The organism is Candidatus Dadabacteria bacterium (genome assembly GCA_009840385.1).
GTDB classification, from domain to species: Bacteria; Desulfobacterota_D; UBA1144; order Nemesobacterales; family Nemesobacteraceae; genus Nemesobacter; species Nemesobacter australis.
Map to the genome: position 1 here is coordinate 318,497 of VXNX01000013.1, position 22,272 is coordinate 340,768.

A 22,272-nucleotide genomic window follows, 5' to 3' on the forward strand; every position below is an offset into this window, starting at 1 on the left:
AATCAGGTGGACAATTCAGCTGATTTTCTCCTTGGCAAATATTTCTCAAAAAATATTCTTGACATCCTAGGTCCAGGATGTTATTAATTTCCATCCTGGATATCAATTATCCATGATATCTATCACTTGTACAAACATAATAAGCTGCAAAAGGAGGATGTTAAGAAATGGTCAATTATATAATACGGTGGAAACCACTTTTAGCCTTTTTCCTGATTTTCTCACTAGGGAGCACACAGGTTTCTCTCGCGGGTACGGCTTCGGAGGAAAGGATAAAAAGGCTTGAGGAACAGATAAAGATTCTCGCAGACGAAATAGAAGCCATAAAATCCGCTTCGGTAACGGAGCCTCCCGTATACGAAATGGAATTCGGGGTGGCCCCGGCAGCTTCAAAGGTCTACAGGGTTGACCAAGGAGTATCTTTTGGAGGATACGGTGAGCTGCTCGTAGCCAATGTAAAAGAGGATTCACACGACGTAGTGGATACACTGAGACTGGTTCTCTATAACGGCTACAAGTACAACGACCACATAGTTTTTAACTCGGAGATAGAGTTCGAACACGGCACAACGGGAAGCAACAAGGACGGAAAAGAGGGTTCGGCGTCGGTTGAGTTTGCGCTGATTGACTTTCTTATCAGCGATCAGTTCAACCTGAGGGGCGGTCTTCTCCTGGCTCCTTTTGGAGTCGTCAACGAAGTTCACGAACCGACGACGTTTTACGGAGTAGGCAGGCCTTCGGTTGAGAGACAGATAGTTCCCTCTACATGGAGAGAAGCGGGAGCCGGAGCACACGGAACGTTCGATCTGGGTAGCATAGGAGCGCTCTCATACAGAGCCTACGGAATGTCGAGTTTCGATTCGCGGGGATTCAAGGCATCAAACAACAGGAGTCTTCGGATAAAGGGAAACAGGGCTAGGTTCGACGACATAGCTTTTGTCGGAAGACTTGAATACGACCCGATTCCGGGAGTCAAGATCGGAGGATCCCTGTACTACGGCAACACGGGTCAGGACGAGGAATTTAACGGCCAGACGATAGACGGTCTTTTCAAGATGTACTCGGTGGACGCGCAGTTTCAGTACGCAGGACTTGACTTAAGGGCGCTGTCCGTGTGGACAAGTCTTGATGACGCTGCACTTATAAACCAGAACAACGGCCTTGAAGGCAACAAATCTGTCGGAGAAAAACAGTCCGGCTGGTATGTTCTCGGAGGGTACAACATCTTCTCCATGCTTAACTCGGGAAGCAAGTACATGGAGTATCTTGCGCCTTTTATCCGGTACGAAAAATACGACTCTCAGAAGGAGGTCCCCACCGGGTATGAAAGAGACCCAGCAAATAATAGGACCGAATATACTTTCGGGATAAATTACAAACCGATTTCAAACGTGGTAATAAAAGCCGAATATCAGAAGCTTGACAACGAAGCAAGTGAGGCGAAGGATCAGTTTAACTTTGGGCTCGGATATGTGTTTTAGGGTACGAGACTTAAATCCGCGATAAACGGGCGCGGGTTTATGTTTTTTTTCTCTCTTTCTCTCTCTTCACAAGGGCAATATTCAGATAGAATGTTGCCCTTATTCTACCATGACTATGAAAATCCTCATGTTAATAACGCTTGTGTTTCTTTTCCATGGTGCAGAAGACGCCTCCGCCAAAGTCCTTCTTACCAAGGGCAAGGCGCTTGAACTTGCTTTCCCGAAAGCCGACGAAGTGGAAAAAAGGCATGTTTTTCTTACCGAGCGCCAAGCCGAGAGCATACGCAAGATGGCCAAGGCTGAGGTAAATTCAAGACTCTACACCTTCTATGTAGCAAAGTCCGGCGGAAAGGAAACAGGCTACGCGGTTATCGATACCCATACTCTTCGAACCCTGACTGAGACCGTAATGTTCGTAATAAACCCTGACGGGACGCTTCGCCACGCCGAGATTCTTGCGTTTTTTGAACCCACAGATTACATGCCGAGCGGAAAATGGATAAACTTGTTCCCAAGAAAAACCAAGCTGGACAAAATGAAAGTAGGCAAAGGAATCCCCAATATCACAGGAGCAACAATAAGCGCCAGATCCTTTTCAACAACCACAAGAAGGGTTCTAGCCGTCTATCGGGTTATGTTCGGGGTTCCGGCTGATTCATAATTAGCTGTCCAAGAGAGAGAAATGAAATTCTTTATCTCAGGAGATATAAGAAAAAACGACCTGCTGAAACTCGTCGTCCTGCTCACGACGATTTTCTTTCTCTTTTTGTGGCTAACCAACCTTCTGCTTTTTTTGAAGGTGGGATTCAGTTATGAAAGCGTCGTCGAGTACTACAGGGGGTCCGAGGAGAGCTTCAGGCCTCCGAGAAGCTACCTGGGGCTACTTGAAGAAGCTCATTTCCACCTTTTCTCAATGGCCGTTTTGCTTGTAACTCTTAACCACCTGTTCCTTTTCACGAACAGAAGTTCCGCCGAAAAGCTCCTCGTGATAATCGCGTCATACGGTTCGGCTTTCCTCGATATAGCCGGCGGCTGGCTCGTAAGATACGTAAGCGCCGAATTCGCTTATGTTAAGATCGGTTCTTTTGTCGTCCTTCAGATATCCCTTCTGTATCTAATCGCCATCGTAACGGTTTACCTCTATAGAAAAAAGCCCGAATACCCGAAGCCACCGCAATGACCCCGGAACGCTAGGGGCACACGTAAGACCCGAAGCAGGATTTTTCCTCTCCTTTCCCCCCGACAACCAGAAAACCCAGGGACTTATCCCTCTGGACAAACGTCTGCGCGCCGGGCAGACCAAGAACCGAAACGGCTGTCGAGAAGACATCAGCTTCCGTAGCGGTCCTAGAAACGGCAACGACAGAAGTCACGTCCCCGGCAGGCCAACCCGTTCTGGGATCTATTATATGGGAGTATCTTTTCCCCCCGTGCTCAAAGTAGCGTTCGTAATCCCCCGAAGTCGCAACACCCTTGTTCACAAGATCAATATTTGAGATGATTTCACTGTCGCTCCCGGGCTTCCTTACTCCCACATACCAGAATTTCTTGCCGGCGGGAGGATTCATCGCATATATGTTTCCCCCGAAATTCACAAGTCCCCTCGTGATCCCGTTTTGCCTGGCAATCCTTACCATCTCGTCAACCGCGTAGCCCTTTCCGATGGCACCGAAATCGAGTCTGAGGCAATCCGTGTCAAAGAAAACCTGAGATTTGGCTTCGTCTATCTTTATTTTCCGAAAACCTGTACACCTAAGCGCACTGTGTATCCGTGATTTCTCGGGCAGCCGTCCCGCAACGGTTTCAGCACGCCAGAGCTCAAAAAGACTACCGATAGTTATGTCAAAAGCTCCGCCGGTAATTTCCGAGTAATTAACCGAGATCCGCACGAGACGCAGAAACTCCCCGGGAACGGATACGGGACGGGCCCCCGCGTTTCTGTTAACTTCCGCAAGGACGCTGTCGTCCCTGTAGTTGCTGAAAAGCCGGTCTATTTCCTTGGTTCTCTCAACGCAGGCATCGACAACCCGGTGAAAAAGCTCCTCGCTCGGGGAATAGAACTTGAGTTCTACGGTTGAGCCCATCGAGTGAAAAGATCTCTCGTAGAGATGCTCTGTGCTTTGAGAACAGGAACAGAAAAGCAGAACTAGAAGCGCAATCAGGCGCATGTTTTCGAAATTACGTAAACCGTGTTTCTGCGAGAGGAGGGAGTCGAACCCTCACACCCTAAGGTACTAGATCCTAAATCTAGCGCGTCTGCCTATTCCGCCACTCTCGCTCTTTAAAGTCAAAACCGGCAAGTGCCTGGAATCGCATTCCAGACAGCGCCGCAAGACGCAAAATGAAATGGGCTGCGAGGGATTCGAACCCACGACCGACTGATTAAGAGTCAGCTGCTCTACCAGGCTGAGCTAGCAGCCCGGAAACAGAATAACAGAAAAGAAAATAAATGAAACCCGCAACACCAGTCAGTGGAAACACCTGAAAAACTTCCGCCTTTTTGAACTATCCCCAAGGATCGTATATTTTTGAAGTTGTGGAAAATCTAATAAATCACTTCAGAGAATACCACAATGCTTACAGCTCGCAGATAGAAAACCTACTGCTGTCCATTCTGATAGTGGCGGGGTTGCTCTTCCTCAGAAGAATTCTTATCTCCCTCATATCCAAGAACACAAAAGATCCAAAAACCGTTTATCACTCCAAGCGCATTATCGGGTACTCCCACGCTTTTCTTCTCATAATACTGCTCGGCAGCGTGTGGATAAAAGGGTTCGGTTCCATAGGAACCTACCTTGGTATCGCCAGTGCAGGTATCGCGATAGCACTTCATGAAACCATTGCCAACATCGCCGGATGGTTCTTCATACTCTGGAGAAAGCCCTTCGTAATAGGGGACCGAATACAGATAGGAGACACCAAAGGAGACGTAATAGACTTAAGGCTGTTTCAGTTCAGCCTAGTCGAGATCGGAAACTGGGTGGAAGCGGAGCAGAGCACGGGCAGGATTATACATGTTCCAAACAGCCATGTGTTAAAAGAAAGAACCGCAAATTACCACGGCGCATTTAACTACATATGGAATGAAATACATATTCTCGTAACGTTTGAGAGCAACTGGGGAAAAACCCGCGAAATCCTTGAAAAGGTAGCGAAAGAAAAAATCGACCCCTCTTGGAAACAGGCAGAGCAACAGCTCCACTTAGCCGCCGAGAGGTACATGATACATTTCTCAAAGCTCACTCCGGCGGTTTACATGTCGGCAAGAGAAAGCGGAGTGCTGTTCTCAGTCAGATACATGGTGAACCCGAGACAGAAAAGGAGTTCGGAGCAAACCCTGTGGGAAGCGATATTAAGCGAGTTTAAAAAGCATTCCGACGTTGAGCTCGCTTACCCAACAACGCGCTTCTATACCTATACGCAGGAGAGCACGGACAAAACAGATCCCGCTCCATGAGCCGGGACGGAGGAAGTCTACTAAGAGTTGTCCCACCAAGGACCTCTATTCGGGCCTCAAGATGGCAACTGCGGCCGCCCCGGGGTTTATGTACTTCCTAGCTACCCTCGCTACATCATCCACCGTAACGGCGAGGATTTTTTCCGGGAACTTTCTGTACTCGTAAGTACCTATACCGTAAAGCTCGTCAAACCCGACTGTGGACGCCTGGGCGGAGTTTCTCTGAAGTCCTATCTCGAAGCTTCCGACTATGTAGTTTTTCGCCCTCTCAAGTTCCTGCTCCCCAACACCGTTTAAGACGAGCCGAAGTTGTTCCCTTATAGCTCCGAGCGCTTCTTTTTCCTTCTGAGGAGCGGTTCCTATATAGACTCCGAAATAGCCACCTTCCATCCCCGGAACGTAAAACGAGGTGACCGCGTAGGCAAGGCTTTTTTTATCCCTAAGTTCAATAAAAAGTCTCCCTCCCTGACCAGAAAGAACGGTGTTGAGCACCTCAAACGCGTAGCGGTCCTGGCTCCTAAACCCTGGGGCGTGAAAACCGGCTATAATGTGGGTCTGGGCCTTTTCCCTTTCAAACTCGATGTTCTCCCTTGCGCTGGAAAGTGCGGATTCACGCGGCGGTCGAATCTTTTTAAAACCGCCTTTTTTCATGCCGCCAAACAGTTTTTCAAGGACGCCAAGTGTTTTCTCCGTATCGATGTCGCCCGCAACGGAAATGACCATGTTCTCGGGTCTTATAACTTTCTCATAGAATCTTGAAACGTCGGTCGAGGTAAATCCGCTTACGTTCTCCTCGGTCCCAAGAACGTTGAACCTGTAAGGGTGACTGAGAAAAAGGGTGCTTAGAAAATTTCTTACCGTCTTTCCCGTGAGATTGTCTTTCTGTCTCTCTAAAGCGGCCAGGATTTCCCTTCTTCCCCGCTCCATTTCCTCATCGGAAAAAGATGGGTTAAGTATCACGTCGGAGAAAATATCCATGGCTCCCTCAAAGTTTTCGCTTAGGGCGGAGAGGGTTACGCCGACGCTGTTTTTCCCCGAGAAGCCGTCGACCGTTCCACCTAGCCCCTCTATCTGGGTGGCTATATCTTCAGCGGAGCGGCTTGATGTGCCCCGGGTGAACATCTCGGCCATGAAGTTTGAAATTCCGTTTGTGCTCTCGTCCTCATACCTGAGACCGCCTAGAAACACCGCGTGAACAGAGAAAAGCGGAACGGCGGGATTCCGTTTCAAAAGAACGCGGACACCGCTTGAAAGCTTGTATTTTTTAAACTCCGCCTGAGGAACGGGACCCTTTTTCTTTTCTTTTTTGGAGGTTGAGCCGGGAAAAACAAGGGCTTTTTTTAAATCCCGCTCGACCTCCTTGGTTTTATCTTTCGGAAGCAGCACTCCCGCGGTGAGGTTTTTCCCTATCAGATACTTCCTAGCTACGCGCATTACATCCTCCGAGGTTACGCTGCTAACCCTCTCGAGGTAGAGCTGTTCGTAACTGTAATCGCCAGTTTCAATCTCAAAGTACCCGAGTTTTCTTGCCTGGCCCTGCATCGTCTCCTTGGCACGGATGAAGTCCCTTTCTATGTTCGTTTTGGCACGGGCAAGTTCCTCAGCTCCCGCGAGCTCGTTTTTTATAAGCTCTATCTCCGCTATTATCTCCTTTGAGGCCTTTTTGACCTTGCCGGGATCAAACACCCCGCCCACGACGAAAAGACCGCTTTCCTTAAGGCTGTACGCATAGGCGTATATGTCATTTACGGTACCGTTCTGCTCCTTTAACTTTCTGTAGAGCCTTGAGCTCTCCCCAGTGCCGAGGATGCCGCTTATCACGTCAAGAACCGGCGTGTCCGCGTGGCTTGCCGGAGGGGTGTGGAAGGCGAAACTGAAGTAACCCGTGCTTACGTCGCGGCCAATAACGAAGGTTCTAGTGCGTTTCTGCTCGGGCTCTGGTGGAAGTTCGCACGCAGGGGTTTTTCTTTTCTTTATCTTCCCGAAAGTCTTTGCCACCGAGCCTTTTATCCTCTCGGGATCAAAATCCCCGACCACAACAAGAATCATGTTGTCCGGGGAGTACCACTTCCTGTAGAAATCCAAGATTCCGTCCCTAGTGAAACTTCCCACGCTCTGCTTGGTTCCTATTATGGGTCTTCCGTAGGGATGAACACTGTAGGCGGTGGAAAAAAGCTTCTGGCTGATTACCCTTGAAGGAGAGTCCTCCCCCCTTCTTATCTCTTCCTGTACAACTTCAAGCTCCTTTTCGAGTTCCGTGGGGTCAAAAGCCGAGTTCTCCATAACGTCGGATAGTACGTCAAGCGCCATGGGCAGGAAGCGCCGCGCGCTTACGATGTAGTAAACCGTCTCGTCAAAGGAGGTAAAGGCGTTTATGTCTCCGCCGCCCGCCTCGACCATCCCTGCTATCTCCCCGACCCGCCTTTTCTCCGTCCCCTTGAAAAGCATGTGCTCGTGCACGTGAGCAAGACCGTATTCCCCCTCCTCCTCGCACGCGCTCCCCGTTTTCACCCACACGTTGACGGCGACGACCGGAGAGGAATCGTTTCTCTCTAAAAGTACCGTCATGCCGTTATCAAGACTGTATTTAGTTATTCCGCCAACACCCGGCAAGGTCTGCGCATTCAAACTCATAAGGTTTACTCCCGTAATCAGAATGAACAAAAAAAGTAATTTGAAAACCCCGTTCATCAACTCCGGCCGCATGAAGAAAAACCTCTAGGATTCGTCACCAGCGAGGGTTTCTGATTCCTTGCCCCGCGATTTTGCCTTCATGGCAAGCTTCCAGGCGCAACGTCCAAGCTCGAGGAAAAAATAGCAGTAAGTTATTACGACCGCGACCACTCCAGGATTGGTAACAAGCGCCGTAATAATTATGGAACCCGCAACAAGAGTGCTGAAAGGCCCGAATCTGGCAAACCGGGGAAATTTCCTGTGAGGAACCTCGCTTACCATGACAAGTCCCACGATAGGAACGAAGAAGAGATAAAAAGACTTCATAAGAGGCGTAGCCATAATCTGAAACTCGGAGAAAAGAAGTATGGGAGAAAGGATAAGTCCCGCGGCCATCGGACTCGGAAGACCCGTGAACATGCGTTTTTCCTTGGTTGTGAACTGCACGTTAAAACGCGCTAACCTAAGCGCCGCGCAGACCACGTAAAAAAGCATCGCCATCAGTCCCGGATTTCCGTAACCTGAAAGTCCCCACACGTAAAGAAGCACGGCCGGGGCCACTCCGAACGATACAAGGTCGCAGAGAGAATCATAGGATGCACCGAAGCGGCTTTCCGAGTTAAGCGCCCGGGCTATTCTGCCGTCAAGCATGTCGACAAGCACCGCCAGGCCGATAAAGGCTGCGGCCCACCAGAACCGATTGAAAAGCCACTGTTCGGAAACGGCGGTGGAGCCGTAGTCTCCGTAAATGGAAATCGAAGTCGCAATCGACGCAAGCCCGAGCGTAAGACCCAGGGTCGTGAGCAGGCTCGGCAGTATAGGAATGAGTCTTCCCGGACGGGGAGACCTTCTCCTTCTCTTTTTCTTCAAGTTAACCATGCTATAACTGTCCTGCCGGCTACAACCTTCTGCCCCACCTCGACTCCCACCTTCACGTCCTCGGGCAGGTATACATCCACCCTTGAACCGAACTTTATCATCCCGAATTTTTCCCCGATTTCCAACTCATCGCCGAATTTTGCGCGCGATACGATTCTTCTCGCGAGGAAACCGGCCACCTGAACTATAACCACTCTAACGCCACTTTCGCACTCGATCAGGGTTACAAGACGCTCGTTTGCATCGGATGAATTTCTCTCAAAGGCCATTTTGAACTTCCCGGGATAGTAGGTGGTTCCGACAACCCTGCCCGAAACAGGAGATCTGTTTATATGGCAGTCAAAGATCGAGAGGAAAATACTTATTCTCCTTGTGTTCTGCTTAAGGTAGCCGTCTTCGAAGGTCTCCGAGATATCTATTACTTTCCCGTCCGCAGGACAAATCACGGAACCCGGGTCAAGCGGAGGAAGATCCCTCTCGGGATCCCTGAAGAAATAGACAAAAAAAGCGGTCAGCAGAACAAGAACAAAGAAGAGAAAGAAAAAACCCAGAAGCGCGGAGAGAAGACAGAGTGCGACAGAAACAAAAATTACACTGAGTCCTTCGCCTGCGACCCTCAGAAACCCAAAATCCATCAGTTCTTGTCTTTATCAACCAGCTTTTTTTGGAAAAGCGAGCTCATCATGCCCCTGAGCTCGGCTCCGACGCTTTCAATCGGATGTTCTTCCCCTTGTCTCAAAAGCGCGTTATAGGTGGGCCTTCCGGCCTGATTCTCAAGTATCCACTCAGTGGCAAACTGCCCGGACTGGATCTCCCCGATTATCTTTTTCATCTCCTGTTTGACGGAGTCGTTTATGAGCCTCGGGCCTCTGGTTATATCTCCAAATTTGGCCGTATCGCTTACCGAGTAGCGCATGTTCGCTATTCCGCCCTCGTATATGAGGTCGACTATCAGCTTGACTTCGTGGCAGCATTCGAAATAAGCCATCTCGGGCGGATAACCGGCCTCGACAAGTGTTTCGTATCCGGCCAGGATGAGGGCCGTGAGTCCTCCGCAGAGAACCGACTGCTCCCCGAAAAGATCGGTCTCAGTCTCATCCTTGAAAGTCGTCTCTATAACACCCGCCCTCGAGCATCCGATGGCCCGGGCGTAAGCTAGGGCAAGGCCTTTCGCGTTACCCGTCGGATTCTGGTGAACAGCAACGAGTCCCGGCACCCCCGCACCCCCGACATACTGGTCTCTCACAGTGTGCCCGGGAGCTTTCGGAGCGACCATGAACACGTCCACGTCCGCAGGAGGTTTGATCTGTCCGTAGTGAATGTTGAAACCGTGGCTGAACATAAGAGCGTTTCCGGCAACCAGATTCTTTTCGACATGCTCATGGTATATAGCCGGCTGATAAGTGTCAGGAGCAAGCATAACCACTATGTCTGCGGATTTAGAAGCGGTTGAAACGGTCTTTACGCTAAAGCCCGCCTCCTTGGCCTTTTTCCAGTTGGCTCCGTCCTTAATATCCGCGACCGTGACCGAGATTCCGCTCTCTCTTAAGTTCTGGGCGTGTGCGTGGCCTTGGCTTCCGTAACCTATGATCGCAACTTTCTTTTTCTTAAGCTTAGACGGATCAATATCCTTATCGTAATAAACTTTCACCGGTTATATCCTCCTTTACTTGCTTTTCTTGTTCGCCCGGGACATGGCGACGGTTCCCGTTCTTGCGATTTCCTTTATCCCGAAAGGTCTTTGAAGCTCAATAAACGCCTGAAGCTTCTGCTCATCCCCCGTAACCTCGAAGGTGTAGGATTTCGGAGACACGTCAACGACCTTGGCCCGGAATATGTCCGCGACCCGGAGGATCTCCGCCTTGGAATCGGCCTTCGCGTCAACCTTAATGAGAACCATCTCTCTTTCCACGCGGTCAAGCTCGGTCATGTCAACAACCTTGATCACGTTAACCATGTTGTTGAATCTTTTTATTATCTGCTGAATTATGGCCTCGTCGCCGGTTGTGACCAGGGTTATTCTGGACGTCCCCGGTTCCTGCGTTTCCGCAACGTTAAGACTCTCTATGTTAAAGTCCCTCGCGCTGAAAAGCCCCGAGATTCTTGAAAGTACTCCGGCTTCATTGTCTACCGTTATTGATATGGTGTGCCTCGATTTCATGGAACCTCCAAACTATGGTGAAAAAGTTATCAGGGAAACGCAATTATACCGAATCCCCGAAAAATGTTAATACCCCCGGTCGAAGAACCGGCCGCCGCTCAGGCTAGCCCTCCGCAGTCCCCTTAAGAATTTCTCCAAGCTCCCCGTTTACGTGCATGTCGGTACATATATCGCATCCGCCTATGAAATTGCCGTTAACGTAGAGTTGAGGAAGCGTCGGCCACTGCGAGTAGTCCTTTATTCCCTGACGGATCTCCGGGTCCAAAAGAACATCTACCGTTTCGTAATCCACCCTGTAAAAATTGAGGATGCTCACCACCTGGGCCGAAAAACCACACCGGGGCGCATCCTTTGACCCCTTCATGTAGAGAATAATGGGGTTCTCCTCGATCTGACGCCCTATTTTTTTCTGTATATCCGACATTTTCCTGCTCCTTACTTCTTAAGCTTCTCCCACTGATCATCCGTGTAGGTTTTTATCGAGATGGCGTGGATCTCAGATTCCATGGCGTCTCCAAGCGCCGCGTAAACAAGCTTGTGACGTTCAAGCGGCGGCTTGCCCCTGAACTGCTCGGACACCACGACCGCCTGAAAATGGGTCCCATCCCCTTCGACCTCTACAAACGACGTTGAAATACCCCGTTCTATCATCTCGCGAACCTGCTGCGTTTCCATCACAGCGGGAAATTATATACGCATATCACGGCGTTTCCAAGAAAAGGCCCAGGGCCAAGCTCCTTGCAAAAATCCCCGGCTGTTCTATTCTTAAAAGTGCCTGAGAAAAGAGGTTTCCAAGAACATATGAAAGCAAAAGATATAATGAACAGCCCAGTGGTTACTGCCAGCGAGGATGACTCGCTCGAGCAGTGCGCGCGCAAGATGCTTGAGTTCGGAATTGCCCAGCTTCCCGTAGTAAACGATGAAGGAATGCTTGTCGGGTTTGTCTCCGCAAGTGATTTTATCGCCAAAAAAACCACCGTTTCCTTCTCGAGAACCGAAATTCTTCAGCTTTTCGGACAGTGGTTTAGCAAGGGAGAAATCGAAAAAGTATACGAAGATGCGGGACGTATTACCGCAAAGGAAATAATGAGCACCCCAGCCATATCCATCGGCCCGGACGAATCGGTAATAGAGGTATTCGAAAAACTGGCCGGAGACGGCATCCACAGCGTCGTCGTGGTCAAAGACGAAAGACCCGTGGGGCTTATCTCGGTATCGGATTTTCTGAAACTCATCGTAAGATAATCCACCTCCCGGTCCGCCGGCCCATCATGAAAAGCTTCGGAGTATCAAAGGAAAAACAGACGGCACTTGCCAAAGAGATGGAACGTCTGGGCATAAGGGAAGAAGATATAGAGGAAACTTTCACGAGATCCTCGGGACCCGGGGGGCAGAACGTAAACAAAGTAGCCACCTGCGTGCAGCTGCGACACCGCCCAAGCGGTATTACAGTGAAGGTTATGAGAGAGCGCTCTCAGGCGCTTAACAGATTCCTAGCCAGAAGAAATCTCGCCGAGAAAATCGCGACGCTGCTTTACGGAGAAGATTCCGCGGAAAAGAAAAAAACGCAGAGGATCATAAAACAGAAGAAAAGAAGGAAAAGAAAAACAGCGAAAAAGCTGGCCGGGGACGGCGCAAACGCCAAGTGATGAGCTGGCAGTTGCCGAGTGCGTAATGAGAAAAGCTTCCGATTCAGAACGTGACGCTAAAATGCAGGGTGCCAAAAACAGACCCGCGTTTCAGTGTCCCCTACGGAAATTACGGTGCGTAATGCTTTTTTTACTGCTCTGCCCCACAGCGGTCGAAGCCGAGACCCTGACGGGCAAACCTTATGTAACTGACGGCGACACGATCAAGATTTCAGGGGAGCGAATCAGGCTAGAAGGTATTGATGCTCCGGAGACAAACCAGCGATGCAGAGATGCAGCCGGCAAGAATTACGGCTGCGGCCTTGCCGCGACTGCGGCGCTTAAAAACAAAATAGGGCGTAACTCCATAACGTGTAAGAGTGCAACGCGTGACCGCTACGGGAGGCTCCTCGGTACCTGTTACCTGAATGAACTCGACCTGAACGGCTGGCTGGTTCAAAACGGTTACGCACTCGCTTACAGGCGCTACTCGAAACGCTATATCGCCAAAGAGAAAGAGGCTCGCGAAACCGGCAGCGGCCTGTGGTCCGGAGAATTCGTTGCCCCTTGGAACTGGCGAAAGGGAGAACGGCTCGGCGATTCGGCAGCCCCGCATTGAAAAATCGGGAGTTCGTGTTAAGGTCTCGCGTATGGAAAATGAGGTCACAGCTTCTCCCGAGGAAGAACACGGACTCTCCGAAGACTGGGTAGTTTTCGGACCGGCTTTCATCCTTATAGCTCTCGGGCTTCTTTTTCCCTACCTATCTCTTCCCAAGTTTTCGTGGACCCCCGATTCTGTGGCCAAGGTTCTCAGCGCACAGAACATCTCTCTTTCCCTCTCGCTGGGCGTGGTCTTCTTATTTTTCTCAAGCTTCGGCATCCGTATGATGGGCGGATCGGTCGCCCGCTACGTCGTGGGCTTCCCCATGGTCTTCGCCCTCGCATGGGCATCCAAGTTTCTGGCCGGAAACGCAATGGCCAAGGAATGGGGCGTGAGCTACGTAATCTTCGCCCTTTTCATCGGAATGCTCGTCGGCAACGTTTTCCCCAACCGCTTCCGGGAAGCGGTCCGCACAGAGTACTACATCAAAATCGGGCTTATCATCTTAGGTTCAAACATTCTGTTCGGCAAAATACTCTCCGCGGGGTCGGCGGGGATTCTACAGGCCCTGATCGTTGTGCTCGTCATCTGGTATGCCTGTTACTGGGTCTGCAGAAAGCTCGCCGTGGATTCAGAGTTTGCCGCCATGCTTTCCACGGCCGTTTCAATATGCGGAGTGTCGGCCGCCATTGCAGCCTGCGGGGCCATAGGAGGAGACAGAAAAAAGCTCTCCTACGTAACCTCCATCGTCCTTATAGTGGCCGTCCCAATGATGCTGATTATGCCCTGGGCCATAGAGCATTTCCAGATTCCCGCAGCGATCGGAGGGGCATGGATCGGAGGAACAATTGACACCACCGGGGCAGTGGTGGCAGCAGGGGAACTGGTAGGAGAATCGGCGATGAACGCCGCCGTCGTGGTGAAGTTCTCGCAGAACGCCATGCTGGGTCTCGCGGCATTCGCTCTTTCCCTGTGGTGGACATTCCGTCAAGGTGCGGATGAAGGGGTAAAGCCGTCGGCCGGAGTCATATGGGAGCGCTTTCCCAAGTTCATCCTAGGCTTCATGGCAGCATCGCTTCTTTTTTCCTTCGTCGTGGGAGATGATCTCGTCTCCCAGACAAAGGGGCTCATGAAAGGACTTCGCGGCTGGTGGTTCGCCCTTGCCTTTGTCTGCATAGGCCTTGAGACCCGCTTTTCCACGCTAGTCAGCATGGAGGAAGGCCGCCCAGCCTACGCATTTCTCATAGCACAGGGAATGAACATCATCTGGACACTGATTGTGGCATGGATCCTTTTCGGCGGCCTCTTATTCCCTGCCCCCGTTCTTTAGGCGTTCCGATCGCTCCAGAGATATTGCCAAACCCTCAAAGCCAAGTACCTTAATCCGACAAATATTCTAAAGGAGTTCGCGAAAATGAAAGCCATTATCTATCATGAATTCGGAGAAACTGACGTCCTTAAGTACGAGGAAGTAAGCAACCCGGAGCCTGGACCCGGAGAAGTGCTGGTAGAGGTAAAATCCTCTTCGATAAACTTCGTCGATCTCAGGCTTAGAAGCGGGAAATCCCCCCGCCCGGTACCCCTGCCGCACATCGGGGGAGTAGACGTGGCGGGCATTGTCTGTGAGAAAAGCGACGACGTATCCGACGTGGAAATAGGCCAGCGGGTCATAGTCATGCCGGCGGTGCGCTCGGATAGGGGACTCGAAATAGTCGGGGTCAACCTCCACGGAGGATTTGCCGAATACGTAAAGATACCTTCATCGAATGTTGTAGCGATTCCCGAAGGACTTTCCTTCGATGACGCGGCGACGATTCCCACCTGTTACGTTACCGCCTGGTACGGCTTTTGCGAAAGAGGAAATATCGGCAAGGGAGAGACGGTCCTCGTGCACGCGGCGGGAAGTGGAACGGGGAGCGCGGCGATTCAGGTGGCCAAGCTTTTCGATTCTTTCGTGATAGCTACCGCAGGAAGTGACGAGAAACTCGAAAAGGCAAAAGAAATCGGGGCCGACGTCACCATAAACTACAACTCCTCGGATCTTGGAGAAGAACTCAAGCAAGTCACTAAAGAACACAAGATAAACATGATCTTCGATCCCGTGGGAGCTTCCGTGTGGAAGGAGAACACGCAGTATCTGGCCCCCGGGGGAAAACTTCTGCTAATCGGTGTCGCAGGAGGAGGGGCCACTGAAGCGGCCCTCGGCCCTCTTATCATGAAAGATCTCTCGGTACTCGGAGTAACGGTGTTTAACGCCCGGGCGGAACATTTCGAAAAAGTCGCCCAGCTTGCCGGTGAAGGAACTCTTAAACCTTCGATACACAGCAGGTTTCATCTGAGCGAAGCGGCGGCGGCGCAGAAAATTCTCGAAGACCGACAGCAATTCGGAAAAGTCATTCTGAACCCATAAGGAAAAGCCGGGGGTTCAAGGTGAGCATCAAAAATCTGTTCGCGGCGGTCCTGCTTTCCCTGGTAGTTGCTCCTGCCGCGTGCCTGGCAAAAGCGTCGCCTTGTCCCGAAAGCATAATATCGCTTACCTTAGCCTCAGACGAGATACTGGTTGACATAGTCGGCGACAGGAAAAAGATAGCCGCGCTCACCTATTTCTCGACAGACCCGCTTATTTCAAACGTAGTGGGAAAAGCGCAGGGAATTCCCCAGGTCCGGGCGAACCTGGAACAGGTAATCGCAAAATCGCCGGATCTCGTGATAGTAGCGGGCCACACTAACCCGAACATACGCTCGCATCTTCAGACGGCAGGAATAAATGTTCTCGTTCTCAACGAAATCATCTCGCTTGGAACCATAAAAAAGAATATAAAAATGGTGGGGGAGGCTGTCTGCGAGGAGTCCGCAGCAAAGAGCCTAGTGGAAAACATGGAAAGACAGATCGCCGAGGCCAGAGCAGAAATTCCCCCGCAAGCAAAAGCTCCGACGGTTCTTTTCTACGGAGCTCCCGGGTTCACTGTCGGCAAACGCACTACCATAAACGACATAATAGAGAGTTCCGGAGCTATCAACCTCCCGGCCCGCCTCGGACTAAGCGGATACAGAAACATATCGACCGAATACGTGATCCAGAACAACCCTGACCTGGTGCTTACAAGTAGTTATAATCCTTCTCATCCGGATTTTGTCGGCCAGATGTTCCAAAATTCAGCTTTCAGGGACAAAAAGATTATAGTCCTTGAGGGAAAACATCTCGATGCCGCGTCTCACTACGCGGCCCTCGGTGTAAGCAAACTGGTGACCCTGATTTTCAAAGCAAAAAACAATGCCGACCGGTAAAAAAACGCTTTCCGTATACGCAATACTTGCCTTCCTGCTTCTGCTGACCGTCGTTGCGTGCGCATCGCTCGGGGCAGTAAGCGTTCCCTTTGACGAGGTGCTCAGGATAATAGCCCGCAAATTACTCTGGTTAGATGTAGGAGGGGAGATTGAGAAAACATACGAACTTATCGTATGGGACGTGAGACTTCCGAGAGTCCTGCTCGCCGCGACTATAGGCGGGGGCCTCTCAATTGTGGGAGCTGTAATGCAGGCAATGTTCAGAAACCCCCTGGCCGAGCCCGGAATACTGGGCTGGTCAAGCGGAGGAGCGTTTTTCGCCGTTCTGGCAATCTACACCGGCGTTTATCAGCGGTGGTTTTTCCTGCTTCCGCTTGTCGCCTTCGCGGGCACCCTTCTTACGGCATATGCGGTCTACGGAATATCCCGCTACAGGGGTTTTGTCGAGAACACGACGCTTCTTCTCTGCGGAGTGGCGCTCGGAACGCTTTTTGTCTCTCTGACGACTTTCGTGCTCTCCATATCGAGCGCATGGTCCATGAAGGAAATGCTTTTCTGGATAATGGGCGGAGTCGATTCACGCACATGGACACATTTCGCAATGGCCGCAGCACCAGTGCTCCTCGCCTCGGTCGCCCTGCTTTTCTACGCCAAGAACTTAAACGCAAGACTCCTAGGCTACGAGACGGCAAAAACCATCGGTGTTGATATCGAAAAAACGACAAAACACCTCATAATCCTCTCCTCCCTCATAGTCGGAGCAAGCGTGGCGGTAAGCGGCATAGTCGGTTTCGTCGGACTTATAATTCCGCACTCTGTAAGACTCATAATCGGAGTAGATCATCGTCGGCTTCTTCCCGCGAGTTTTATCGCGGGAGCCATATTTCTTCCTGTAGCCGATCTCATAGCAAGAACCGTCATGAGCCCAGAGGAACTGCGGCTCGGAATAATCACTTCCCTTGTCGGAGTTCCTTTCTTCGTATTCTTGCTGAGGAAAAACTTTAACGGGGATAAAATCGCGTAAAATGCAGAAAGAAAAATCATCCATGAAAATATCGGGTCTTAGCTACGGCGTAAACGGAAAAACCATAGTTGCCGACGCAAGCTTTGAAATCAAAGGGAACGAGCTTCTAGGCATAGTTGGCCCCAACGGCGCCGGGAAATCCACGCTCCTGCGGCTCCTTACCCGGATAATCCATCCCTCCGGAGGAGACATTCTGCTTGACGGAGAAGATATCTCCCGATACCAAGCAAGAGAGCTATACAGGAAAATATCTTTTCTCCCCCAGAGTTCCTATTTCGATTTTCCGCTGAGCGTACTCGAGGTAGTGCTCATGGGAAGGTACCCGTATCTCGGAATTTTCGACAGCGAGACCAAAGAGGATATAAAGCACGCCGAGAACTGTCTTTCGCTCGTGGACATGGACGGGTTCTCTCGCAGAAAAGTGACCACGCTTTCCGGGGGGGAGCAGCAGAGGGCATTGATTGCGAGAGTGCTTGTGCAGGAAACCGATTTTATTTTTCTTGACGAACCCTCTTCCCACCTTGACATACATCATAAGTTCGCCCTTATGGAACTGCTTAGGTCGGTTGCGCAAAAAGGAAAAGGAGTTGCGGTGGTTCTACACGATCTGGGTCTTGCAAGCAGGTTTTGCGACAGGATACTGGTGCTTGAGAGCGGACGGATCAAAGCCCTAGGAGAACCATCCCGCGTACTTTCTGAAGAACTTCTTTGGTCAGTGTTCAAGGTAAGAGGTTCGTGGGATCCCGGAAGCGGAAATCTTCTTGTTTTCCAGTGAATCCGAGGAGGTTAGAACCGTTTTTTATATTTTCAGGCTGAGAATTTGACAAAAAAATTCGATTAACTATATTCTGTTGCCTAGTTTTATTAGGGCCCATAGCTCAGTTGGTTAGAGCAGCGGACTCATAATCCGTCGGTCCCTGGTTCGAGTCCGGGTGGGCCCAGAATTGAGAAACACAGGCCATGAAGGTTCGCAGAGAGAAAATCGAAGCAACTCCCTCCAAAAGCGCAGAAAATACCACTTTTTCCTCTAAAGAGCACGCTGAGACCGCTTTGCCTGAAGTAAAAGACTATGCAAGAACATATTGAAAGCCTGCAGAAGCTTCAGACAGTTGACTTAAGAATCAGAGAGTTAACGGAAGGACTCAGAAAATATCCAAACGAAATCGACAATCTTAAAAAAAACCTCCTGGAAAAAGAAGAATCAATAAAGCTAAAGGAAACCAGCCTCTCGGAACTCAAGGAGCAAAGAGACGGCCTCGAGTCGTCGCTTCGCTCCAATCAGGAATCCATAAAAAAATCCGAGGAGAGGCTGTTTGCCATAAAAACCCACAAGGAATACGAAGCGCTTCAGAAGGAAATAACCGATACCAGAAAGGAAAACCTCGAAATAGAAGACAGGACAATCTCCGTAATGACAGAGATTGAAGAGATCGAGGCGGTGCTTGCCGAAGAAAAGGAAGACTACGCGTCACTAAAAGAACAATCTGCGGAGCAAATCGCGGAAAAAGAAAAAAAGATTGAAGAACTCCAAATTTCCCGTGAACCGGCGGAGAAGGAAAAAAGCGAAATCGTATCAAAGATAGACCCGAAGATACTTCCGCTTTACGAAAAAATCTTCAACAGAAACGGTAGAGCGCTTGCACTTGCCGAAAACGAGAAGTGCACAAGCTGCAACATAAACATCCCCCCTCAGCTCTACAACGAAATACTGAAACGGACAAAGCTGGTTCAGTGCCCGAACTGCAAGAAAATTCTTTACACTGGCTCATAACCGTTCAAGCGGTTATCTTCCAAAGAACATGCCCTCTGGAAAAATAACCGAAGTCTACGTAGACGGAGCCTCGAGGGGAAATCCAGGAGAATCCGGCATCGGGGTTCTTGTAATCCGTCCCGACTCGGGCAAAAAGGAGATAAGGGAGTACATCGGCAAGGGAACAAACAACGAGGCGGAGTACAAGGCGCTCATTAAGGCCCTCGGTTATCTTGCGGCCGAAGGAGGTCCCGCCGCAAAGATTCACACGGATTCTCAACTCGTCGCAAGCCAGATGAACGGGCTCTGGAAAGTAAAGGATTCGAGGCTAAAACTCTTGTACTCAGAAGCGAAAAGACTCGCTTCCCGGCTCCCGGCACTCGAGATAGAGTATATCCCAAGGGAGAACAATACCGACGCCGACAGGCTTGCAAACGAGGCCATCGATAGATATTTTAATGACTAGCGAGTCGGCCGCGCGGTCGCCCGCGGCTTGTACGCGGGAGGAAAGTCCGAGCTTCGCAGGGCAGGGCGCTGGTTAACGACCAGGTGTCGCGAGACAACGGAAAGTGCAGCAGAAAGTATACCGCCTAGGCGCCGCAGGCGCCCCGGCAAGGGTGAAAAGGTGGTGTAAGAGACCACCGCTCCGAAAGTGATGGAGGAGGCAAGGCAAACCCCGCCCGAAGAAAGACAAATAGGAAAACACCCGGACAACTCTCCGGTCAGGGCGGCCCGTCCTGGTTTTCGGGTAGTCGCTTAAGGTATTCTGGTAACAGATATCTCAGATGGATGACCGTGCTTGACGGAACTCGGCTTACAGGCCGACTCGTTTTTTCCCATCGCAACCCGCGCCCGGATTCAATAATCTCTCCCCCGTCCCATTGCTTCACATCCATAGAACGACTTATTGCCCCCGCTCAGCCGCTTTCGCCATGCTTTCAAGGACCTGTTCCTTGTAGTCTCGTGCCAACTCAAGGGTCGGGTCAAGAAAAAGAGCGCGCTCCAAACTCTCAAACGCTTCCTCCGCTTTACCGGTTTTAAAAAGCGCGATGCCGATTTGAGAATGAGTAACTGCGTTATCGGGTTCGATCTCGGCGAGCGCCTTATAACGGTCCGCTGCTTCCTCGTAACGTTCCTGAAGCAGCAGTAATCCTGCAAGACTACTTAAAGCCTCCTTAAAATTCGGTGCGGTTCGCAAAGCATCTTCGTAATGGACCTCGGCCTCGTCGTGGCGACCCATCTTCCGAAAAGACTGGCCCGTGAGATAATGCAGAGTAGAAGCCAAGGGAAAATCGGGCATTAGCTCAAGGGCCCGTTTCATGCTCGAGACGGCTTCCGGGTAGCGGCCTAACCGGTAAAGCGAATCTCCCATTCCGGCGTAGGCCAAGGTGAAATCGGGATCTAATTCAACAGCGGAGAGATACCACTTGAGTGATTCCTGATGCAGTTTTCGCCCGCGCAGATCCTGGGCCCGGGAAAAAAGAACTCCCGGGTCACGCGGATTCATCTCCATGCCGAGTTTCACGCTGAGATCAAAGTACTTGTCCGCCTCGCCGTGGCGACCCATCTTCCTTAACCCCTGACCTATAAGAGAATGAATCCCCGGCGCTGTAGAGAAGTCAGGTTGAATCTCAAGAGCCCGTTTCATGTTCGAAATTGCCTCCTCGTATAGTTCCAACTGAAAAAACACCGTTCCCATGCCCACGTGGTTAAGAGGTTTGTCGGGTTCCAGACTGACTGCGGCACGATACCACTTGAGCGATTCCTCGTAGCGCTCCTGCCTCCTAAGCGCCTCTCCCAGATTCCGAAAAGCCTTCGGGTTAAGCGGAAAGATTTCCAGGGAGCGGCGAAGATAGCTCTCCGCCTCCTCAGATTCGTTGAGCCTGAGCAAGGCTATGCCCAGATTCTGATGAGCCACCCATGATTGAGGATTAAAAGAGATGACATGCTTAAACAGGGAAACCTCGTTTTTGTAGACGCCTGTCTGGTTCCAGGTAGCAACGCCTAGTAAGGCGAGCAATGCCAAGGCGATGCCTTTTGCGGCAGATTTGCTGGACACGGATGGCAACCTCTGCACGCCGCGCGTCGCGGCGGCAGCGAAAAAAACTATAACCCCGGCCCCAGCTAGGTACTGATAGCGATCAGCCACGAACGATTGGCCCATGTAGTTGTAGTCGACGAAACCAAGAGTAGGAGACAGAGTGACCGCGAAAAAAAGCGCGCAGGCAAGCGGTCCTCTGCCTATTCGGTGCCGCAAGGTCCAGAAAGCCAAAGCAACCGCTGCCGCCGCAACGACGTAAACCCAGCCAGCAGGGTCCGCCGCGTCAATTTCCCAGCGGGGATAGACCACTGCTAGGTCTACGGGCCAAAGAAGCCTTTCCACATAGAACCATAAGGCGCGTGAGGCGATAAGCACCCGCTCGTAAACTGAATAGTCAAAAGAAAGGGCAGTATTAGCTTTGTAAAACCATGTGTCGAATCCCCCGACGATAAGTCCGACAAGAAAAAACGGCGCCGTCAGGATAAAATCCCTCGGCGTAACACGATCCTCTCGCCACCACTGAAAAATCAGGAGAGTCACGGGCAAGGTGATCGCAATCGACTTACAAAGCAAAGCGACTGCGAACAACAGAAGTGCCGCCACATAGCACCTTGAGCGAGACATCTTGATAAAACGCATCCACATAAGAAACGCACTCAGGTAGAACAGCGCTGAGAGCAGATCCTTGCGGGAAATCACCCAAGCAACCGATTCCACATGCAGCGGATGCACAGCAAATATCGCCGCAGCGAAAAAAGCCCCGGGAATCTCCAAGCGCAGAAGCAGGCGCCAGAGAAGCGCCGTGTTTGCGAAGTGAAGCAGAAGATTAAACACGTGATAGCCCAGAGGGTGAAAGCCCCAGAGCTTGTGATCAAGCCAGAAAGTCGTATAGAGAAACGGCCAGTAGTGACTCTCCACGGCATCTCTCTGCAGGTAGGCTGTCGCGGGATCAAACCAAAGCTGCCAGATACCTCCCCAACTCGAGACAGCCTTGAGCTTCGTTAAAAGAAAATCATCCCACACAAACTCCGCCTGAAGAGCCGGAGAGTAACTTGCCGCTACAAGAAGACCCAGAATCAGCAGCGATGCCACGGGACCCTGCAGCACCCCAAGCCCCGTAACCCTTTCCCGAAAATCCGCCAGGGTTCCCGCATTCTCCCCATCAGGCCTGTCCCGCGTCATAAGGCGGGAATCATACCCGCCGGATGGTTCTAAAGCAAAGCTTGTGCTTTATCCCACAATTCCCGCATAGGCAGGTTCGATATGGTAAGGATTGTCTGGAAAAAAAG

23 protein-coding genes, 3 tRNA genes and 1 other RNA gene are annotated in these 22,272 nt (G+C 50.9%); 16 read left to right on the forward strand and 11 right to left on the reverse strand.

The genetic code is table 11. The features are described 5' to 3' along the window. Positions 1-167 precede the first annotated feature (167 nt). From F4X55_05935 to F4X55_05945, 3 genes are all read left to right on the forward strand, one after another. A complete protein-coding gene (locus F4X55_05935; GenBank protein MYC40529.1) occupies positions 168-1,481 on the forward strand; it encodes a hypothetical protein in 1,314 nt (437 codons plus the stop codon). 127 nt (positions 1,482-1,608) lie between these two features. After that, entirely contained in the window at positions 1,609-2,142 is a 534-nt protein-coding gene (locus tag F4X55_05940; GenBank protein MYC40530.1) for an FMN-binding protein, read from the forward strand. 21 nt (positions 2,143-2,163) lie between these two features. Beyond that, the gene (locus F4X55_05945) at positions 2,164-2,661 is read left to right on the forward strand and encodes a hypothetical protein (GenBank protein MYC40531.1); all 498 of its coding nucleotides are present in this window, start codon (positions 2,164-2,166) and stop codon (positions 2,659-2,661) included. A gap of 10 nt (positions 2,662-2,671) precedes the next feature. Here the strand turns inward: F4X55_05945 and F4X55_05950 are convergent, their stop codons facing one another. From F4X55_05950 to F4X55_05960, 3 genes are all read right to left on the reverse strand, one after another. After that, the gene (locus F4X55_05950) at positions 2,672-3,649 is read right to left on the reverse strand and encodes an FAD:protein FMN transferase (protein MYC40532.1); all 978 of its coding nucleotides are present in this window, start codon (positions 3,647-3,649) and stop codon (positions 2,672-2,674) included. 28 nt (positions 3,650-3,677) lie between these two features. Next, positions 3,678-3,759 (reverse strand) — tRNA-Leu (locus F4X55_05955). Between the two features lie 69 nt (positions 3,760-3,828). Then, positions 3,829-3,902 (reverse strand) — tRNA-Lys (locus F4X55_05960). Between the two features lie 79 nt (positions 3,903-3,981). Between F4X55_05960 and F4X55_05965 the strand changes: the two genes are divergently transcribed. Next, positions 3,982-4,938: a mechanosensitive ion channel gene (locus tag F4X55_05965; GenBank protein MYC40533.1), complete on the forward strand. Its 957-nt coding sequence runs from the start codon at positions 3,982-3,984 to the stop codon at positions 4,936-4,938. Positions 4,939-4,983: 45 nt separating this feature from the next. Here the strand turns inward: F4X55_05965 and F4X55_05970 are convergent, their stop codons facing one another. The 7 genes from F4X55_05970 to F4X55_06000 all read right to left on the reverse strand — a co-directional run bounded on the left by F4X55_05970 (position 4,984) and on the right by F4X55_06000 (position 11,326). Further along, positions 4,984-7,644 carry an insulinase family protein gene (locus F4X55_05970; GenBank protein ID MYC40534.1) on the reverse strand — a complete coding sequence of 887 codons (2,661 nt, stop codon included), beginning with the start codon at positions 7,642-7,644 and terminating at the stop codon, positions 4,984-4,986. Positions 7,645-7,656: 12 nt separating this feature from the next. After that, positions 7,657-8,490 (reverse strand): CDP-diacylglycerol--serine O-phosphatidyltransferase, encoded by an 834-nt coding sequence (pssA, locus tag F4X55_05975; GenBank protein ID MYC40535.1) that lies wholly within the window; start codon positions 8,488-8,490, stop codon positions 7,657-7,659. Then, complete coding sequence (locus F4X55_05980) at positions 8,478-9,125, reverse strand: phosphatidylserine decarboxylase family protein (protein MYC40536.1); 648 nt, start codon at positions 9,123-9,125, stop codon at positions 8,478-8,480. The genes pssA and F4X55_05980 overlap by 13 nt, the downstream gene beginning before the upstream one ends. Further along, positions 9,125-10,141, reverse strand: coding sequence for a ketol-acid reductoisomerase (ilvC, locus tag F4X55_05985; protein MYC40537.1), 1,017 nt, complete (start codon positions 10,139-10,141; stop codon positions 9,125-9,127). The genes F4X55_05980 and ilvC overlap by 1 nt, the downstream gene beginning before the upstream one ends. A gap of 15 nt (positions 10,142-10,156) precedes the next feature. Continuing rightward, a complete protein-coding gene (ilvN, locus tag F4X55_05990; protein ID MYC40538.1) occupies positions 10,157-10,651 on the reverse strand; it encodes an acetolactate synthase small subunit in 495 nt (164 codons plus the stop codon). A gap of 103 nt (positions 10,652-10,754) precedes the next feature. Next, on the reverse strand, positions 10,755-11,075 hold the full coding sequence (gene grxD, locus F4X55_05995) for a Grx4 family monothiol glutaredoxin (protein ID MYC40539.1): 321 nt from the start codon (positions 11,073-11,075) through the stop codon (positions 10,755-10,757). 11 nt (positions 11,076-11,086) lie between these two features. Next, positions 11,087-11,326 carry a BolA/IbaG family iron-sulfur metabolism protein gene (locus F4X55_06000; protein MYC40540.1) on the reverse strand — a complete coding sequence of 80 codons (240 nt, stop codon included), beginning with the start codon at positions 11,324-11,326 and terminating at the stop codon, positions 11,087-11,089. Positions 11,327-11,452: 126 nt separating this feature from the next. Between F4X55_06000 and F4X55_06005 the strand changes: the two genes are divergently transcribed. From F4X55_06005 to rnpB, 12 genes are all read left to right on the forward strand, one after another. Then, the gene (locus F4X55_06005) at positions 11,453-11,896 is read left to right on the forward strand and encodes a CBS domain-containing protein (protein ID MYC40541.1); all 444 of its coding nucleotides are present in this window, start codon (positions 11,453-11,455) and stop codon (positions 11,894-11,896) included. Between the two features lie 26 nt (positions 11,897-11,922). Continuing rightward, on the forward strand, positions 11,923-12,300 hold the full coding sequence (locus F4X55_06010) for a peptide chain release factor-like protein (GenBank protein ID MYC40542.1): 378 nt from the start codon (positions 11,923-11,925) through the stop codon (positions 12,298-12,300). A gap of 121 nt (positions 12,301-12,421) precedes the next feature. Then, positions 12,422-12,898 (forward strand): thermonuclease family protein, encoded by a 477-nt coding sequence (locus tag F4X55_06015; GenBank protein ID MYC40543.1) that lies wholly within the window; start codon positions 12,422-12,424, stop codon positions 12,896-12,898. A gap of 31 nt (positions 12,899-12,929) precedes the next feature. Then, entirely contained in the window at positions 12,930-14,210 is a 1,281-nt protein-coding gene (locus F4X55_06020; protein ID MYC40544.1) for a putative sulfate exporter family transporter, read from the forward strand. 84 nt (positions 14,211-14,294) lie between these two features. Continuing rightward, positions 14,295-15,290 carry a zinc-binding dehydrogenase gene (locus F4X55_06025; GenBank protein MYC40545.1) on the forward strand — a complete coding sequence of 332 codons (996 nt, stop codon included), beginning with the start codon at positions 14,295-14,297 and terminating at the stop codon, positions 15,288-15,290. Further along, positions 15,263-16,168 carry an ABC transporter substrate-binding protein gene (locus tag F4X55_06030; GenBank protein MYC40546.1) on the forward strand — a complete coding sequence of 302 codons (906 nt, stop codon included), beginning with the start codon at positions 15,263-15,265 and terminating at the stop codon, positions 16,166-16,168. The genes F4X55_06025 and F4X55_06030 overlap by 28 nt, the downstream gene beginning before the upstream one ends. Beyond that, positions 16,155-17,192 carry an iron ABC transporter permease gene (locus tag F4X55_06035; protein ID MYC40547.1) on the forward strand — a complete coding sequence of 346 codons (1,038 nt, stop codon included), beginning with the start codon at positions 16,155-16,157 and terminating at the stop codon, positions 17,190-17,192. The genes F4X55_06030 and F4X55_06035 overlap by 14 nt, the downstream gene beginning before the upstream one ends. 1 nt (position 17,193) lies before the next feature. After that, positions 17,194-17,967, forward strand: coding sequence for an ABC transporter ATP-binding protein (locus tag F4X55_06040; GenBank protein ID MYC40548.1), 774 nt, complete (start codon positions 17,194-17,196; stop codon positions 17,965-17,967). A gap of 92 nt (positions 17,968-18,059) precedes the next feature. Continuing rightward, positions 18,060-18,133, forward strand: a tRNA-Ile gene (locus tag F4X55_06045). A gap of 128 nt (positions 18,134-18,261) precedes the next feature. Continuing rightward, positions 18,262-18,963 carry a hypothetical protein gene (locus tag F4X55_06050; GenBank protein MYC40549.1) on the forward strand — a complete coding sequence of 234 codons (702 nt, stop codon included), beginning with the start codon at positions 18,262-18,264 and terminating at the stop codon, positions 18,961-18,963. Between the two features lie 28 nt (positions 18,964-18,991). Next, positions 18,992-19,408, forward strand: a complete 417-nt coding sequence (locus F4X55_06055) for a ribonuclease HI family protein (GenBank protein MYC40550.1) — start codon at positions 18,992-18,994, stop codon at positions 19,406-19,408. Next, positions 19,409-19,775: RNase P RNA component class A (gene rnpB, locus F4X55_06060), an RNA gene on the forward strand. A gap of 71 nt (positions 19,776-19,846) precedes the next feature. Here the strand turns inward: rnpB and F4X55_06065 are convergent. Next, positions 19,847-22,165, reverse strand: coding sequence for a tetratricopeptide repeat protein (locus F4X55_06065; protein MYC40551.1), 2,319 nt, complete (start codon positions 22,163-22,165; stop codon positions 19,847-19,849). Positions 22,166-22,272 lie beyond the last annotated feature (107 nt).